We start from the raw sequence: 16,175 nt of genomic DNA on the forward strand, positions 1-16,175 counted from the left end.
ACGGGCGATAATCGAACGTGGGGCCGCGGCATGGGGAGAAGCTCGGACGTCCTAGCAGTGGCGAGGACGTGCGTGAGCGCGGTCCGACACACACAACCGGTGAAGGACAAGCACTCATGACGACGCCCACGATCGAGCTCAAGCCCTCCTCCAACCCGCTGTCCGACGCGGACCGGGAGGCGATCCTGGCCAACCCCGGATTCGGCCGCCACTTCACCGACCACATGGTGACCATCCGCTGGACCGAGGGCCGCGGCTGGCACGACGGCCAGCTCGTCCCGTACGGCCCGCTCTCCCTCGACCCGGCCACGAGCGTCCTGCACTACGCCCAGGAGATCTTCGAGGGCCTGAAGGCCTACCGCCGCCCCGACGGCTCGGTCGCCACCTTCCGCCCCGACGCCAACGCCCGCCGCTTCCAGTCGTCCGCGCGCCGGCTCGGCATGCCCGAGCTGCCGGTCGAGACCTTCATCGAGGCCTGTGACGTCCTGGTCCGCCAGGACGAGGCGTGGGTCCCGCCGCACGGCGGCGAGGCGTCGCTCTACCTGCGCCCGTTCATGATCGCCACCGAGGTCGGCCTCGGCGTCCGCCCGGCCAACGAGTACCTCTTCGTGGTCATCGCCTCCCCGGCCGGCGCGTACTTCCCGGGCGGCGTCAAGCCCGTCTCCATCTGGGCCTCCGAGGACCGCGTCCGCGCCGTCCCCGGCGGCATGGGCGACGCCAAGACCGGCGGCAACTACGCGGCCTCCCTGCTCGCGCAGGCCGAGGCGGCGGCCAAGGGCTGCGACCAGGTCTGCTACCTCGACGCGGTCGAGCACAAGTGGGTCGAGGAGCTCGGCGGCATGAACCTGTACTTCGTGTACGGCAACAAGATCGTCACCCCGACGCTCACCGGTTCGCTGCTCGCGGGCATCACCCGCGACTCGCTCCTCACGGTCGCCGAGGACCTCGGGTTCGAGTCCGAGGAGGCCCGCATCTCCATCGACCAGTGGCAGGCCGACACCGAGAACGGCAGCCTCACCGAGGTCTTCGCCTGCGGCACCGCCGCCGTCATCACCCCGGTCGGCACGGTCAAGTCCGCCCGGGGCGAGTGGCGGCAGTCGGGCGGCGAGCCCGGCGAGGTCACGATGAAGCTGCGCGAGGCGCTGCTCGCCATCCAGACCGGCAAGGCCGAGGACCGCCACGGCTGGATGCACGAGCTGGGCAAGTAACCGCGTCACTCCACCAGGGCGCCCGGGACGGTCACCGTCCCGGGCGTCTTCGCGTCCGCGGCCGCACCCGGGGTCAGGACGGCGTACAGCGCGCCGCCCACCAGGCCGGACAGCACGAAGCTGCAGTCCACCCCGGCGGTCAGCGCCAGCAGCGGGCCCTCGTACAGCGGGGTGGACACCGCCGCGAGGCCCACGGCCGCGCCCACCGCCCAGGCCGCGGTGGCGCGCGGGTGCCAGCCGGCGCTGAACCAGTACGCGCCGCCGCGCGACCCGCGGTTGCAGACCTGGAGCGCATCCGTGTCGTAGGCGCCGCGACAGCGGACGTGCCCGATCAGGGTGATCACCGCCCAGGGCGTGCCGATCGCGGTGAGCAGCAGCACGAACGAGGTCATCGCCGACTGGGCGTCGGTGAGGAAGTGCCCGAGGAAGACGAAGGCGGTGGCGACCGCCGCGACGACGAAGGTCGCCGTCGTCCGGCCGGCGCGCGGCAGGATCGCGTCGAGGTCCAGGCCCATCGAGTACAGCATCAGGCCCGCGTTGCCGATCGAGCCGGCGGTCGCCGCGAGCAGCAGCGGCACCAGGTACCAGACGGGGGAGGCGTCGACCAGCGGGCCGGCGTAGTCCAGCGCGCCGCGCGCGGCCAGCGCCGTGTAGGTGCCGAAGAGCTGAGGGACCAGCAGACCGACCAGCAGGCCCACACAGGTGGCCCGCCACACGGACTTCGAGGTGTGCCGGACGGGGGAGATGTAGCGGGTGTAGTCGCCGAGCAGGGTGATGAACGCGATCGGCCCGCTCAGTCCGGCGGCCACCGCGGAGAGCACCCAGGTCGGCCAGAACGAGCCGAGCAGGTACGGGGTCTCGGGGACGGCGGCGGTGCTGAAGTCGCCCGCGTACGCGGCGAGTCCCAGGCCGAGCAGCAGGGTCATGCCGACCGCCAGCCCCTTGCTGAGCCGCAGCAGCAGCCGGTAGCCGTACACGGCGGCCACCACCGTGCAGGCGGCGAGCACCGCGTACACCAGCGTGTGGGTGAGGCTGCCGGTCGGCAGTCCGGTGAGCCGGGCCAGGACGCCGACCATCACGTCGCCGCCGATCCACAGCGTCAGCGCCGTGTACCCCAGCGAGAGCAGCAGGCCGACGACCGAGCCGACGAGCCGGCCGCGCACGCCGAAGAACGCGCCGCTGGAGGTGGACAGGTTGGTGGCGGTGCGCAGCGAGATCAGCGCCAGCGGGGCGGTCACGGCCACGCCGACGAGCGTGCCGGTGACCACGGAGGTCACCGAGGCCCACCAGCCGAGGCCGAAGGAGACCGGGAGCCAGCCGAAGACGATCACGCCCAGGCAGAGGTTGGAGCCGAGGAGGATCGCCACCAGGTCGCGGGGACCGCTGGTCCGTTCCGCCTCGGGGATGGTGTCGACTCCGCGCTGTTCGATCGGCATGGGGCACTCCTGCTCGCCGGGGGAATTAGAGTGACGCTCAATGTGAGTCATCTCCGCGAGCCTGTCAACGGGTGTCCGGACTCTGTGCAGCCCCGCTTGATCCACGGCAAACCGCACGTCAGTGCTTGGCCCGGGCGCGGGAAAGGTTTAGAGTGGCGCTCAAACAGGAGGTGTGGAGACGTGCGACTGACCCCCACGGAGCGCGACCGGCTGCTGCTCTTCGGCGCCGCGGAACTGGCCAGGGCCCGCCGGGCCCGGGGCCTCAGGCTCAATGTCCCCGAGGCGACCGCGCTCATCGCGGACACGGTCTGCGAGGCGGCCCGCGACGGCAAGCGACTCGCCGAGGCGATCGAGGCGGCCCGGTCCGTCCTCGGCCCCGACGACGTGCTGCCCGGCGTCGCCGACGTCGTGACCGAGGTCCATGTCGAGGCCGTCTTCGACGACGGCTCCCGGCTCGCCGTGGTCTCCGCCCCGATCGGCGGCGGCAACCTCGGCGACAAGGCCCCCGGCGCGCTGCTGCCCGCCCCGGCCCACGCCGAGCCCGTCCCCGATGTCCGGCTCCGGGTGCGCAACACCGCCTCCGTCCCGGTGAGCGTCACCTCTCACTTCCACTTCTTCGAGGCGAACCCGCGCCTCGACTTCGACCGCGCCGCGGCGTACGGCATGAGGCTGTGCATCCCCGCCGGAGCCTCGTTCCGCTTCGACCCGGGCGGCGAGGCCGAGGTGGGGTTGGTGCCGATCGGCGGCGACCGGATCGCGGTCGGCTTCGCCGGACTGGTCGACGGCCCGCTGGACGCCCCCGGCGCGAAGGACGAGGCCCTGCGGCGCGCCGCGGCCTGCGGCTACCTGGGCGCGGACGCTCCGAAGGAGGAGAGCTGATGGACCCGTACGAGTACGCCTCCGTGCACGGCCCCCGCGAGGGCGACCGCGTCGTCCTGGGCGACTCCGGACTCGTCGTGCGCGTCGAGTCCGACTCCCAGAAGCCGGGGGACGAGTTCCTCGCCGGCTTCGGCAAGACCGCCCGCGACGGACTGCACCTGAAGGCCGCCGCCGTCCGCGAGACCTGCGACGTCGTCATCAGCAACGTCCTGCTCATGGACGCCGTCCAGGGCATCCGCAAGGTGTCCATCGGCATCCGCGAGGGCCGTATCCACGCCATCGGCCGGGCCGGCAACCCGGACACCCTCGACGGCGTGGACGTCGTCGTCGGCACCGGCACGTCCATCGTCTCCGGCGAGGGCCTGATCGCCACGGCCGGCGCGATCGACACCCATGTCCACCTGCTCTCGCCGCGGATCATGGAGGCCTCGCTGGCCTCCGGCGTGACCACGGTCATCGGCCAGGAGTTCGGCCCCGTCTGGGGCGTCGGCGTGAACTCGCCCTGGGCGCTGAAGCACGCCTTCAACGCCTTCGACGCCTGGCCGGTCAACATCGGCTTCCTCGGCCGTGGCTCCTCCTCCGACCCCGCCCCGCTCGTCGAGGCGCTCGCCGAGGGCGGCGCCTCCGGCTTCAAGGTGCACGAGGACATGGGCGCCCACACCCGCGCCCTGGACACCGCCCTCCGCGTCGCCGAGGAGCACGACGTCCAGGTCGCCCTGCACAGCGACGGCCTCAACGAGTGCCTCTCCGTCGAGGACACCCTGGCCGTCCTGGAGGGCCGGACGATCCACGCCTTCCACATCGAGGGCTGCGGCGGCGGACACGTCCCCAACGTCCTGAAGATGGCCGGCGTGCCGAACGTCATCGGCTCCTCCACCAACCCCACGCTGCCCTTCGGCCGCGACGCGGTCGCCGAGCACTACGGGATGATCGTCTCCGTCCACGACCTGAAGACCGACCTGCCCGGCGACGCCGCCATGGCGCGCGACCGGATCCGGGCCGGGACGATGGGCGCGGAGGACGTCCTGCACGACCTCGGCGCGATCGGTATCACCTCGTCCGACGCGCAGGGGATGGGAAGGGCCGGCGAGACCGTACGCCGGACCTTCGCCATGGCCGGGAAGATGAAGGCCGAGCTGGGGCCCCTGGAGGGCGACGGCGCGCACGACGACAACGCGCGCGTGCTGCGCTACCTGGCCAAGCTCACCATCAACCCGGCGATCGCCCACGGCCTCGCGCACGAGGTCGGCTCCGTCGAGGTCGGCAAGCTGGCCGACATCGTCCTGTGGCGGCCCGAGTACTTCGGCGCGAAGCCCCAGCTCGTGCTGAAGTCCGGCTTCCCCGCGTGGGGGGTCGTGGGCGATCCGAACGCGGCCACCGACACCTGCGAACCGCTCGTCCTCGGCCCGCTGTTCGGCGGGCACGGCGCCACGCCGGCGGACATCTCCGTGGCCTTCGTCGCCCAGGCGGCCGTCGACCTCGGCTCCGACCGGATGCCCACCCGGCGCCGCCGGGTCCCGGTCCGTGGCACCCGCGGCATCGGACCCGGAAACCTGCTGCTCAACTCCCGCATCGGCGACGTCCAGGTCGACGGCCGCACCGGCCTCGTCTCGCTGGACGGCGACCCGATCCGCTCGGAGGCGGCGGAGTCGGTGTCGCTGAACCGCCTCTACTTCCTCTGACGCCGGCGCCCGCGCCCTCCTCCGACGCCGGCGCCCGCGCCGGCCCCCGATCCCTTCACCCGAGGACTCTCCTGATGACCTACCGCATGCCGCCCGAGTGGGCCCCGCACGAGCGCACCTGGATGGCCTGGCCGGGCCCCAACCCGACCTTCACCAACGACGAGGAGCTGGCCGAGGCCCGCGCCGCCTGGGCCTCCGTGGCCCGCGCCGTGAGCCGCTTCGAGCCGGTGACGATGGTGCACGGCCCCGGCCAGGGCGACTCGGCGCGGGCGCTGCTCGGCGACGGCGTCGAGCTGATCGAGCGGGAGCTCGACGACGCCTGGATGCGCGACATCGGCCCCACCTTCGTCAAGGACGCGCAGGGCCGGCTCGCCGCCGTGGACTGGGTGTTCAACGGCTGGGGCGCCCAGGACTGGGCCCGCTGGGAGCACGACTCCAAGATCGCCCGCCATGTGGCGGACGCGGCGGGCGTACCGGTGCTGTCCTCGGCGCTGGTCAACGAGGGCGGCGCGATCCACGTCGACGGCGAGGGCACGGTCCTGCTGACCGACACCGTCCAGCTCGGCGCCGGCCGCAACCCGGAGTGGACCCGCGAGCAGGTCGAGGCGGAGATCCACGCCAAGCTCGGCACCACCAAGGCGATCTGGCTCCCGCACGGCCTGACCGGCGACTACGGCATGTACGGCACCCAGGGCCACGTCGACATCGTCGCGGCCTTCGCCCGCCCCGGCACCGTCCTGGTCCACAGCCAGCAGGACCCGGCGCATCCCGACTACGTCCGCTCGAAGATGTACGGGGAGATCCTCCGCGCCCAGACCGACGCCCAGGGCCGCCCCCTGGAGGTCATCGACATCCCGGCGCCGACGGTCCTGAAGGACGAGGAGGGCGACTGGGTCGACTACTCGTACATCAACCACTACCTGTGCAACGGCGGCGTGGTGCTGTGCGCCTTCGACGACCCGAACGACGAGGTCGCCGCGGAGATCTTCCGCCGCCTCTTCCCGGACCGCACGGTGACCCTCGTCGACGCCCGCCCGATCTTCGCGGGCGGCGGCGGCATCCACTGCATCACCCAGCAGCAGCCGGCGGTCTGACCGCCCCGGGGGAGGGGGCGGCACGGTCCGCCCCCGCCCCCGGGCCCCCGGCCCCCGCGACCGCGAGGGCCCCTCCCCGAGGATCCTGTAGAACGTACGAGTGAGTCAGAGCAGCAACCCGGCCCCGCACCCCCGCCGCCGCCACCAGGCCGCCCCGCCGCGCGAGGACGTGCTCGCCGCCGCCATGGGCACCATCGCCGAGCGCGGCCTCGACGGGCTGACCATGGCCGGACTCGGGCGGCAGGTCGGCATGAGCAGCGGGCACCTGCTCTACTACTTCCGCACCAAGGACGAACTGCTCCTGCAGGCCCTGGAGTGGAGCGAGGGCCGCCTCGGCGCCGAGCGCAGCGCCCTGCTGTCCCGCCCCGGCACCGCCCGCGAGCGGCTCGACGGCTACGTGGACGTGTACGTCCCCGACGGCCCCCGCGACCCGCACTGGACGCTCTGGCTGGAGGTCTGGAACCGGTCCCAGAACGCCGACGACGACGCCCGCGCCCGCCAGGCCGCCATCGAGGGCGCCTGGCACCGCGACCTCGTCGCGCTGCTCGCCGAGGGCGTCTCCCGCGGCGAGTTCCGGCCCGTCGACCCGGACCGCTTCGCCACCCGGATGCGCGCCCTCCTCGACGGCTTCAGCGTGCACGTGGCGGTCGGCATCCCCGGCACCGGGCGCGCCCAAGTGCTCGGCCACGTACGGGAGTTCATCGAGGACGAGCTGCTCCCGGAGGGGCCCGCGCGACCGTAAGGCACGCAAGTACTCCCGATCGTTGCCCGCTGCACCCTTGTTGCCCCGCCGTGACCTCCGGCACGGTTCCGGTCCATGGGACGAGAGCACTGGAAGAAGATCTGGGTCGGCTCGGCCGGGAACATGGTCGAGTGGTTCGACTGGTTCGTGTACGCGAGTTTCGCCACGTACTTCGCGGGGGCCTTCTTCCCCGAGGGCAACGACACCGCCAAGCTCATGAACACCGCCGGCATCTTCGCCGTCGGCTTCTTCATGCGCCCCGTGGGCGGCTGGCTGCTCGGCCGGGTCGGCGACCGCAAGGGCCGCAAGGCGGCCCTCACCCTCACCGTCACGCTGATGTCGGCCTCCGCCGTACTGATCGCCGTCGCGCCCACCTACGCCGTCGCCGGCTACGGCGGCGCGGCCGTGCTGCTGATCGCCCGCCTGCTGCAGGGCCTGTCCGTCGGCGGCGAGTACGCCGCCAGCGCCACGTACCTCACCGAGGCGTCCGCCCCGCGGCACCGCGGCTTCGCCTCCAGCTTCCAGTACGTGTCGATGACGGCGGGCCAGATCCTGGGTCTCGGCCTGCAGATCGTCCTCCAGCGCACGATGTCCGCCGAGGCGCTGCACAGCTGGGGCTGGCGCATCCCGTTCATCATCGGCGCGCTCGGCGCGGCCGTCGTGTTCTACCTGCGCCGCAACATGCTGGAGACCGAGGTCTACGAGGAGACCGCCGACGACGGCGTCGCCCGCGGCGAGAAGGGCACCCTCAAGGCCCTGTGGGCGCACAAGCGCGAGGCGTTCCTCGTCGTCGCCCTGACCATGGGCGGCACCGTCGCGTACTACACGTACACCACCTACCTGACGAAGTACCTGTCCAACTCCGCCGGGCTGCCCAAGCAGACCGCCACCCTGGTCTCCTTCTGCGCGCTGATCGTCTTCGCCTGCCTCCAGCCGCTCGCCGGCCGGCTCTCCGACCGGATCGGCCGCCGCCCGCTGCTGATCACCTTCGCGCTCGGCTCGACCTTCCTGACCGTGCCGATCATGACGATGCTCCGGCACGCGGGCTCCTTCTGGCCGGCCCTCGGCCTCTCCCTGCTGGCCCTGGTCGTGATCACCGGCTACACCTCGATCAACGCCTGCGTGAAGGCCGAGCTGTTCCCGACCGGCGTGCGCGCCCTGGGCGTGGCCCTGCCGTACGCCATCGCCAACGCGCTGTTCGGCGGCACCGCCGAGTACGTGGCGCTGTGGTTCAAGGACGCCGGCATCGAGTCCGGCTACTACTGGTACGTCGCCGGCTGCGCGGCCGTCTCGCTGGTGGTCTACCTGACCATGCGGGAGACCCGGGACATCGACCTCGCCCGCGTGGGCGCGGAGAAGTCCGCCGCCGGACAGCCCGCTCCGGTCCGGGCCTGAGCACCGCGGGCGGCGCGCCGGTCCCGGCGCGCCGCCCGCATCGTGAGACCGGCGTCCCGCGCGGCGCGGGGGTGTGGCAGACTGCCGCCGTGCTTGCTACCACCATGATTATGGGCAGCAGCGCGCCGGTCCGCAGTGAACGCTGAACCGTGGCTCGACCCCCGCGGCAGTGGACACCGTGCCCCAGACCCGCGCGCAGACCTCTCGCACCCGCGAGGGGTTTTTTCGTTTTCCGGCCCCACCGCGGCCGGGCGGCGGCCGCGCGCGAAAATGGGGGCAAGTGGATCCATACCGTCCGGAGCCACATCCGACAGGAGCCAACACAGTCATGAGCACGGAGACCGACGAGACCTCGCGCGTCGACGACAGCTTCCACGTCTTCGACACCACGCTGCGCGACGGGGCGCAGCGCGAAGGCATCAACCTCACCGTCGCCGACAAGCTGACCATCGCCCGGCACCTGGACGACTTCGGCGTGGGCTTCATCGAGGGCGGCTGGCCCGGCGCCAACCCGCGGGACACCGAGTTCTTCGCGCGCGCCCGGCAGGAGATCGACTTCCGCCACGCGCAGCTCGTCGCCTTCGGCGCCACCCGCCGGGCCGGCGGCAACGCCGCCGAGGACCCGCAGGTCAGGGCGCTGCTGGAGTCCGGCGCCCCGGTGATCACCCTGGTCGCCAAGTCCCACGACAAGCACGTCGAGCTGGCCCTGCGCACCACCCTCGACGAGAACCTGGAGATGGTCCGCGACACCGTCTCCCACCTGCGCGCCCAGGGCCGCCGGGTGTTCGTCGACTGCGAGCACTTCTTCGACGGCTACAAGGCCAACCCCGAGTACGCCAAGGCCGTCGTCCGCGCCGCGCACGAGGCCGGGGCCGACGTCGTCGTCCTGTGCGACACCAACGGCGGCATGCTCCCCGCCCAGATCCAGGCCGTCGTCGCCACCGTGCTCGCCGACACCGGCGCCCGGCTCGGCATCCACGCCCAGGACGACACCGGCTGCGCCGTCGCCAACACCCTCGCCGCCGTCGACGCCGGCGCCACGCACGTCCAGTGCACCGCGAACGGCTACGGCGAGCGGGTCGGCAACGCCAACCTGTTCCCGGTGGTCGCCGCCCTGGAGCTCAAGTACGGCAAGCAGGTGCTGCCCGAGGGCGCGCTCGCCGAGATGACCCGGATCTCGCACGCCATCGCCGAGGTCGTCAACCTGACCCCCTCCACGCACCAGCCGTACGTCGGCGTCTCCGCGTTCGCCCACAAGGCCGGGCTGCACGCCTCCGCGATCAAGGTCGACCCGGACCTGTACCAGCACATCGACCCCGAGCGCGTCGGCAACACCATGCGGATGCTGGTCTCCGACATGGCCGGCCGCGCGTCCATCGAGCTCAAGGGCAAGGAGCTCGGGGTCGACCTCGGCGGCGACCGCGAACTGATCGCCCGGGTCGTCGACCGGGTCAAGGAGCGCGAACTCCAGGGCTACACCTACGAGGCCGCCGACGCCTCCTTCGAACTGCTGCTGCGCGCCGAGGCCGAGGGCCGGGCCCGCCGCTTCTTCCGCACCGAGTCCTGGCGGGCCATCGTCGAGGACCGGCCGGACGGCACCCACGCCAACGAGGCCACCGTGAAGCTGTGGGCGAAGGGCGAGCGGATCGTCGCCACCGCCGAGGGCAACGGCCCCGTCAACGCCCTCGACCGGGCGATGCGGGTCGCCCTGGAGCGGATCTACCCGCAGCTCGCCAAGTTCGAGCTGATCGACTACAAGGTCCGCATCCTCGAAGGACGGCACGGCACCGAGTCGACCACCCGCGTGCTCGTCACCACCAGCGACGGCAACGCCGAGTGGGCGACGGTCGGCGTCGGCGAGAACGTGATCGCCGCCTCCTGGCAGGCGCTCGAAGACGCGTTCACCTACGGCCTCCTCCGGGCGGGGATCGAGCCCGCCGAGTAGACCGACCGCGCCCCGCAGCGCGTCGTACCGGCCCTCCGGGGCCGGTACGCCCCAGCATGTGCGGTATGGGTAGCAGTCATACGTTCCGCTCGGGTACGTCCCGTCCGGTCTCGCTCGCCTCCGTGTCGCCCGGCTCCCGGCGGGTCCGCACCGCTGCGGCCGGGGCGACCGTCGTCGCCGTCCTCACCGGCTCTCTCGCCGCGACCGCCACCACGACGGCGGCCGCCGGCCCGGTACGGGTCACCGCGCCCGCGCTCACCACGGTGTCCGAGGGCGGCACCGCCCGGGTCCGGCTCGTCCTGAAGGCCGCCGGACCGCTCAAGCGCCCGGTGACGGTGCGCTGGCGCACGGCCGCCCCGGCGAAGCGCGTGGTCGCCGCGGCCGCCGCGGCCGCCGGCCGCGACTACCGGGCCGCCTCCGGCACCGTCACCTTCCCGGCCGGCAGCGCCCCCGGCGCCGTCCGCACCGTGTCCGTCCGCACCGTCCGCGACGGCGCCGCCGAGACCGCCGAGACCGTGCGGCTCGCGCTCGACGTCACGGGCGCGGCCCGGCCTCCCGTCGAGCCGGAGGTCGTGGTGAACGCCCACGGACTGCCGTACCTCGACCGGAGTCTGCCGGTCCGGCAGCGGGTCGCCGATCTGCTGGGCCGGATGACCCTCGCCGAGAAGGTCGGCCAGATGACCCAGGCCGGCCGGAACACCCTGGCCGCCCAGCGGGACATCGCCGACCTCGGCCTCGGTTCCGTCATCTACGAGGGCGAACCCGACGGCGCCCCGGCGCGCAACGCCGCCGGCTGGCGCGCCGTGACCGACGGCTACCAGCGGCACTCCCGCGCCACCCGGCTGCAGATCCCGCTGCTGCTCGCCGCCGACGCGCTGCACGGCCACGCCTTCGTCCGGGGCGCCACGGTCATGCCGCACAACATCGGCCTCGGCGCGACCCGCGACGCCGCCCTCGTCGAGCGGCTCGCCGCGATCACCGCCAAGGAGGCCCGGGCCACCGGCATCTCCTGGAACTTCGCCCCCTGCGTCTGCGTGGTGCGCGACGTGCGCTGGGGCCGCGTCTACGAGTCCTTCGGCGAGAGCCCCGACCTCGTGTCCGAGATGGCGGTCGCCGTGCGCGGCCTCCAGGGCGCCGCCGACGGCCGGGACCTCGCCCGCCACGACAAGGTCCTCGCCACCGCCAAGCACTTCATCGGCGACGGCGGCGTCGCGTACGGCTCCGGCCGCCCGCCGTACACCATCGACCAGGGCGTCACCCGGATCGACCGGCGCGAGCTGGAGATCCTCCACATCCCGCCGTTCCGCGCGGCGATCGGCCACGGCGTGGGCGCGGTCATGCCCTCCTTCTCCTCCCTGGAGCTCACCGACCGGCGCGGCGGACCGGTGAAGATGCACGCCCACCAGGAGATGATCGGCGGGCTGCTCAAGCGGGACCTCGGCTTCCGGGGGATCGTGGTGAGCGACTGGGAGGCCGTCGACCAGATGGACGGCGACGCGGTCAGCGACGTGCGGAACGCGGTCAACGCCGGCATCGACGTGAACACGGCCCCGCTCACGTACAAGGAGTTCGGCCGGATCGTCCGCGACGAGGTCGCCGCCGGACGCATCGCGCAGGCGCGCGTCGACGACGCGGTGAGCCGGGTGCTGGAGCAGAAGTTCCGGCTGGGCCTGTTCGAGAAGCCGTTCGCGGACACCGCGAACATCGCCTCGGTCGGCTCGGCCGCGCACCGCGCCGCCGCGCGCGAGGCGGTCGCCAAGTCGCAGGTGCTGCTGAAGAACGACGGCGGGGTACTGCCGCTGCGCACCGGCCAGCGGGTGTACGTGGCCGGCTCCAACGCCGACAGCGTGGCGAACCAGGCGGGCGGCTGGACGATCGGCTGGCAGGGCGCGGCGGGGCGGTCGGTCCCCGGCACCTCGATCCTCCAGGGCATGCGCGACGCCGCCCCGCGCGCGACGATCACGTACTCCGAGAAGGCCACCGCGCCGATGAACGGTCACGACGTGGGCGTGGTCGTCGTCGGCGAGGCGCCCTACGCGGAGGGCCGCGGCGACGTCGGCGTCAACGGCCACGACCTGGAGCTGTCGGCAGCGGACAAGAAGGCCGTGGACCGGGTCTGCGGGGCGATGAAGTGCGCGGTTCTGATCGTCTCGGGCCGCCCGCAGTTCGTCGACGACCGGCTGCCCGGCATCGACGCGCTGGTCGCCTCCTGGCTGCCGGGCAGCGAGGGCGGCGGCGTGGCCGACGTGCTGTACGGCCGCAGGGGCTTCACCGGGAAGCTCCCCCTGAGCTGGCCGAAGTCGACGAGCCGGCTCCCGCTGACCGCGGACCAGGCCGGGTACGACCCGCGGTTCCCGTACGACTGGGGCCTGCGGACGCGGCCCACGTCGGGCTGAGGGCCCGGGAGCCGGAAATTCCGGCTCGGATGTCTCAAATGCCCCATTTGGGGTAACTCGGGGGTATGAGGTGGAGGCGCATCCCCGTACTGGCGGCCCTCGCGGGGCTGGCCCTGATGCTGCTCGTGCTCCTGGCGCCCGCTGCGGGCGCCAGGGCCACGGGCATCCAGGACGCGGCCGCGGCCCTGAAGCAGGGCCCGGTCTACGTCCACCCGGACGCGTCCGACCAGCTCTCCCCGGCCCAGGCGGACGCGCTCGCGCAGAAGATCGAGAACGCCGGCAAGCCGGTCTTCGTGGCCGTCCTGCCGGACACCTCCGAGTTCCCCGAGCAGAACCTGCTGCGCAATCTGCGCACCCAGACCGGCGTGACCGGGCTGTACGCGGTCCGGCTCGGCGAGCAGTTCGACGCGGGCGCCGACAGCAGCGTGCTGGCGCGGGACGCCGTGCGGAACCTGGTGAGCGCGGTCTCCCAGCCCGGCGTGGACGCGAACACCGAGCTGAACAACTTCGTCGACCAGGCCCTGCCGGTGGTCGGCGGCTCCGCCCCCGCCTCCTGGGGCGAGGGCTCGGCCGGCTCCGACGGGGTGCCGGTCGGCGGCCTGGTCACCCTCGGCGTGGTCGCGGCGGCCGGCGGCGCGGGCGCGTACACGATCGTCCGGCGCAACCGGAAGCGCAAGGAGGAAGAGGAGCGCGAGGCCCTGGAGAAGCTGCGGGTGGTGGTCGACGAGGACATCACGGCCTTCGGCGAGGAGCTCGAACGGCTGGACTTCCACCCCTCGGAGCAGGGCGCGGACGACGCGATGCGGGCGGACTACGAGCGCTCCCTCGACGCCTACGACAAGGCGAAGTCCCTGATGGGCTCGGCGCGGCACCCGCACGACGTGCGCGAGGTCACCCGCCAGCTGGAGGACGGCCGCTTCGCGCTGGCGGCGCTCGCCGCCCGGCGGGAGCACCGGCCGCTGCCGGAGCGCCGGCCGCCCTGCTTCTTCGACCCCCGGCACGGCCCCTCCACCGAGGACCGCACCTGGACGCCGCCCGGCGGCTCCCGCCGCGAGGTCCCGGTCTGCGCCGCCGACGCGGCCCGCCTCGACGACGGCGAGGACCCGGAGGCCCGTACCGTCGAGACCGCGACCGGCCGCCGCCCGTACTGGGAGGCGGGCCCGGCGTACGGCCCGTGGGCGGGCGGCTACTTCGGCGGCGGCCTGCTGCCCGGCCTGCTGATGGGCACCATGCTCGGCTCCATGCTCTCCACCCCCGCGTACGCCGGTGAGTACGGCGGCAACGAGTTCGAGGGCGGCGACTTCTCGGGCGCCGACTTCAGCTCCGGCGACTTCGGCGGCTCCGACTTCGGCGGCGGAGGCGGCTTCGACGGCGGCGGCTTCGGAGGCGGCGACTTCGGCGGGGGCGGCGGGTTCTAGGGGGTGTCCGGAAAGTAGCGTCGTCTGCCCGAAGGGCAGGGCGTCGCGAGCCAGGCGGGACTTTCCGGTCACCCCCTAGCGCGTCTCCCCTCCTCCCTACACGAGCGGGGGCTTCACCGACATCAGCAAATGGCGGTGGGCGGTGCCCGTGGGGTCGCTGAGCAGGGCCCGCTGGCCGGGCCCGAGGAGCTGGAACCGGATCTCCGGGACGTCGAAGGACCCGAGGGCGTCGAGCAGGTAGGCGGGGTTGAAGGCGACGGTCAGGGGCTCGGCGGAGTCGAGCCGGGCGGGCAGTCGCTGGAAGGCCACGTCGTCCTCGTACCCGGCGCGCAGCCGGAGCACGTCACCGGTGAACTCCAGCTGGAGCGGGCTGCCCCCGTCGGCGACGACCGCCACCCGCTTCGCGGCCTCCAGCAGGGCGGCCCGGTCGGTCACGGCCGTCACCGGCTCGCCGAGGTCGAACAGCTTGTCGTGCCGGGGGAGCCGCCCGTCGAGCAGCCGTGTGGTGATCCGCATCGATCCGCTCTCGAACCCCACGGATCCGGAGTCGAGCGAGAGCCGCACGGGCCCGGCGCCGGCGAGCGAGCGCCCGATCTCGACCAGCCGCCGGGCCGGTGCCACGACGTCCGCGGCCGCCGGGGCCTCGGCCTTCCACTCCAGGGCGCGCACCGCGTACCGGTACCGGTCCGTGGCGGCGAGGGTCATGGTGTCGCCGTCCAGCGCCAGCCGGATGCCGGTCAGCACCGGCAGCGACTCGTCCCGCCCCGCGGCCACCGCCACCTGCGCCACGGCCTCGGCGAACGCGTCGGCGTCCACCGTCCCGCGCCGCTCCGGCAGCGCGGGCTGCGCCGGGTACTCGTCCAGGGGCAGCAGCGAGAGCCCGAACCGGGCGTCCCCGCCGCGCACCGTCAGCCGTGACCCCTCCACGGCCAGTTCCACGGGCCCGCGGGGCAGCACCTTGCAGATGTCGACCAGCCGCCGCCCGAGCACCAGGGCCCGCCCCGGCGCCGTGATCTCCGCCGCGACCCCGGTCCGTGCCGCCGCCTCGTGGTCGAGGCCCGAGATCCGCAGCCCGTCGCCCTCGGCCTCCAGGAGCAGCCCCCCGAGGACGGGCACGGCCGAACGGGCGGGCAGGACCCGGGCGGCCCAGGCCGCGGCGTCGGTCAACACACTGCTGTCGATACGGAGTTCCATGCCCCGATGCTGGCAGCCGCCACTGACAACGGCCCCCGGCCGGCGCGCGCACGCCGAGCGCCCGCCTTCCGTGGAGGGGGATACGGAGAGGCGGGCGCGCTCGGGGGCTGGGGGAGCCGGTGTGTCAGGCGGCGTTCCTGATGGCGGAGATGTCGAAGTTCAGCTTGACCTTGTCGCTGACCATCACGCCGCCGGTCTCCAGCGCCGCGTTCCAGGTCAGGCCCCACTCGGAGCGGAGGATCTCGGCGGTGCCCTCGAAGCCGACGCGCTCGTTGCCGTAGACGTCGGTGGCGGCGCCGTTGAACTCCAGGTCGATGGAGAGCGGCTTGGTGACGTCCTTGATCGTCAGATCGCCCTTGACGCGGTACTTGTCGCCGCCGAGCTGCTCGGCCTCGGTGGAGCGGAAGCTCATCAGGGGGAACTGCTCGGCGTCGAAGAAGTCGCCGCTGCGCAGGTGGTTGTCGCGGTCGCCGATGCCCGTGTCGATCGACGCGATCTTGACGTCGATGGCGGCGGCGGACTTCGCCGGGTCGGCGCCGTCCAGCTTCAGCGTGCCCTCGTGCTCGGCGAAGGAGCCGCGGACGTTGGTGACCATGGCGTGGCGGACGGTGAAGCCGATGCTGCTGTGGGCCGGGTCGATGGTGTACTCGCCGGTCAGCGCGGCGAGGGCCGGGTCGACGGGGAGGTCGGCGACGGCGACGGCGGACTCGTTGTTCTTGCGGTTGAACAGACCCATGACGTGCTCCTCGGGGGACGGTGCGCGGGGGCGCTCTCCGGTTCGGTTGA

The 16,175-nt window shown here is 73.2% G+C and carries 12 protein-coding genes; 9 read left to right on the forward strand and 3 right to left on the reverse strand.

Going from position 1 to position 16,175, the window contains the following annotated elements; translation table 11 throughout:
* Positions 1 to 116: 116 nt before the first annotated feature.
* Positions 117 to 1,208, forward strand: a complete 1,092-nt coding sequence (locus ACNJ93_RS22930) for a branched-chain amino acid aminotransferase (protein WP_418959308.1) — start codon at positions 117 to 119, stop codon at positions 1,206 to 1,208.
* A gap of 5 nt (positions 1,209 to 1,213) precedes the next feature.
* Here ACNJ93_RS22930 and ACNJ93_RS22935 read toward each other — a convergent pair whose 3' ends face one another.
* Entirely contained in the window at positions 1,214 to 2,644 is a 1,431-nt protein-coding gene (locus ACNJ93_RS22935; RefSeq protein ID WP_418959309.1) for a cytosine permease, read from the reverse strand.
* 180 nt (positions 2,645 to 2,824) lie between these two features.
* Here ACNJ93_RS22935 and ureA point away from each other — a divergent pair, with 180 nt between their 5' ends.
* The 8 genes from ureA (at position 2,825) to ACNJ93_RS22975 (ending at position 14,195) form a co-directional block, all read left to right on the forward strand.
* The gene (ureA, locus tag ACNJ93_RS22940; protein ID WP_418959310.1) at positions 2,825 to 3,523 is read left to right on the forward strand and encodes an urease subunit gamma; all 699 of its coding nucleotides are present in this window, start codon (positions 2,825 to 2,827) and stop codon (positions 3,521 to 3,523) included.
* Positions 3,523 to 5,205 (forward strand): urease subunit alpha, encoded by a 1,683-nt coding sequence (locus tag ACNJ93_RS22945; protein WP_418959311.1) that lies wholly within the window; start codon positions 3,523 to 3,525, stop codon positions 5,203 to 5,205. Before ureA ends, ACNJ93_RS22945 begins: the two co-directional genes overlap by 1 nt.
* A gap of 74 nt (positions 5,206 to 5,279) precedes the next feature.
* The gene (locus tag ACNJ93_RS22950; protein WP_418959312.1) at positions 5,280 to 6,299 is read left to right on the forward strand and encodes an agmatine deiminase family protein; all 1,020 of its coding nucleotides are present in this window, start codon (positions 5,280 to 5,282) and stop codon (positions 6,297 to 6,299) included.
* Positions 6,300 to 6,483: 184 nt separating this feature from the next.
* The gene (locus ACNJ93_RS22955) at positions 6,484 to 7,041 is read left to right on the forward strand and encodes a TetR/AcrR family transcriptional regulator (RefSeq protein ID WP_418961497.1); all 558 of its coding nucleotides are present in this window, start codon (positions 6,484 to 6,486) and stop codon (positions 7,039 to 7,041) included.
* Between the two features lie 75 nt (positions 7,042 to 7,116).
* A complete protein-coding gene (locus ACNJ93_RS22960; RefSeq protein WP_418959313.1) occupies positions 7,117 to 8,436 on the forward strand; it encodes an MFS transporter in 1,320 nt (439 codons plus the stop codon).
* Positions 8,437 to 8,764: 328 nt separating this feature from the next.
* Positions 8,765 to 10,381: a citramalate synthase gene (gene cimA / locus ACNJ93_RS22965; protein WP_418959314.1), complete on the forward strand. Its 1,617-nt coding sequence runs from the start codon at positions 8,765 to 8,767 to the stop codon at positions 10,379 to 10,381.
* A gap of 65 nt (positions 10,382 to 10,446) precedes the next feature.
* The gene (locus tag ACNJ93_RS22970) at positions 10,447 to 12,777 is read left to right on the forward strand and encodes a glycoside hydrolase family 3 protein (RefSeq protein WP_418959315.1); all 2,331 of its coding nucleotides are present in this window, start codon (positions 10,447 to 10,449) and stop codon (positions 12,775 to 12,777) included.
* Between the two features lie 65 nt (positions 12,778 to 12,842).
* Positions 12,843 to 14,195: a hypothetical protein gene (locus tag ACNJ93_RS22975; protein ID WP_418959316.1), complete on the forward strand. Its 1,353-nt coding sequence runs from the start codon at positions 12,843 to 12,845 to the stop codon at positions 14,193 to 14,195.
* 96 nt (positions 14,196 to 14,291) lie between these two features.
* On the opposite strand, the gene dnaN is transcribed toward ACNJ93_RS22975, so the two are convergent.
* Both dnaN and ACNJ93_RS22985 read right to left on the reverse strand, forming a co-directional pair.
* Entirely contained in the window at positions 14,292 to 15,389 is a 1,098-nt protein-coding gene (gene dnaN, locus ACNJ93_RS22980) for a DNA polymerase III subunit beta (protein WP_418959317.1), read from the reverse strand.
* 124 nt (positions 15,390 to 15,513) lie between these two features.
* Positions 15,514 to 16,125, reverse strand: coding sequence for a YceI family protein (locus ACNJ93_RS22985; protein WP_418959318.1), 612 nt, complete (start codon positions 16,123 to 16,125; stop codon positions 15,514 to 15,516).
* Between the last annotated feature and the right edge of the window lie 50 nt (positions 16,126 to 16,175).

The organism is Streptomyces tritici, from assembly GCF_048500665.1.
GTDB classification, from domain to species: Bacteria; Actinomycetota; Actinomycetes; order Streptomycetales; family Streptomycetaceae; genus Streptomyces; species Streptomyces tritici.

Bases quoted from the DNA above. Each gene is read 5' to 3' on its own strand.
- ACNJ93_RS22930 (WP_418959308.1), top strand. From the start codon at position 117: ATGACGACGCCCACGATCGAGCTCAAGCCCTCCTCCAACCCGCTGTCC.
- ACNJ93_RS22935 (WP_418959309.1), bottom strand. From the start codon at position 2,644: ATGCCGATCGAACAGCGCGGAGTCGACACCATCCCCGAGGCGGAACGG.
- ACNJ93_RS22945 (WP_418959311.1), top strand. From the start codon at position 3,523: ATGGACCCGTACGAGTACGCCTCCGTGCACGGCCCCCGCGAGGGCGAC.
- ACNJ93_RS22950 (WP_418959312.1), top strand. From the start codon at position 5,280: ATGACCTACCGCATGCCGCCCGAGTGGGCCCCGCACGAGCGCACCTGG.
- ACNJ93_RS22955 (WP_418961497.1), top strand. From the start codon at position 6,484: ATGGGCACCATCGCCGAGCGCGGCCTCGACGGGCTGACCATGGCCGGA.
- ACNJ93_RS22960 (WP_418959313.1), top strand. From the start codon at position 7,117: ATGGGACGAGAGCACTGGAAGAAGATCTGGGTCGGCTCGGCCGGGAAC.
- cimA (WP_418959314.1), top strand. From the start codon at position 8,765: ATGAGCACGGAGACCGACGAGACCTCGCGCGTCGACGACAGCTTCCAC.
- ACNJ93_RS22970 (WP_418959315.1), top strand. From the start codon at position 10,447: ATGGGTAGCAGTCATACGTTCCGCTCGGGTACGTCCCGTCCGGTCTCG.
- ACNJ93_RS22975 (WP_418959316.1), top strand. From the start codon at position 12,843: ATGAGGTGGAGGCGCATCCCCGTACTGGCGGCCCTCGCGGGGCTGGCC.
- dnaN (WP_418959317.1), bottom strand. From the start codon at position 15,389: ATGGAACTCCGTATCGACAGCAGTGTGTTGACCGACGCCGCGGCCTGG.
- ACNJ93_RS22985 (WP_418959318.1), bottom strand. From the start codon at position 16,125: ATGGGTCTGTTCAACCGCAAGAACAACGAGTCCGCCGTCGCCGTCGCC.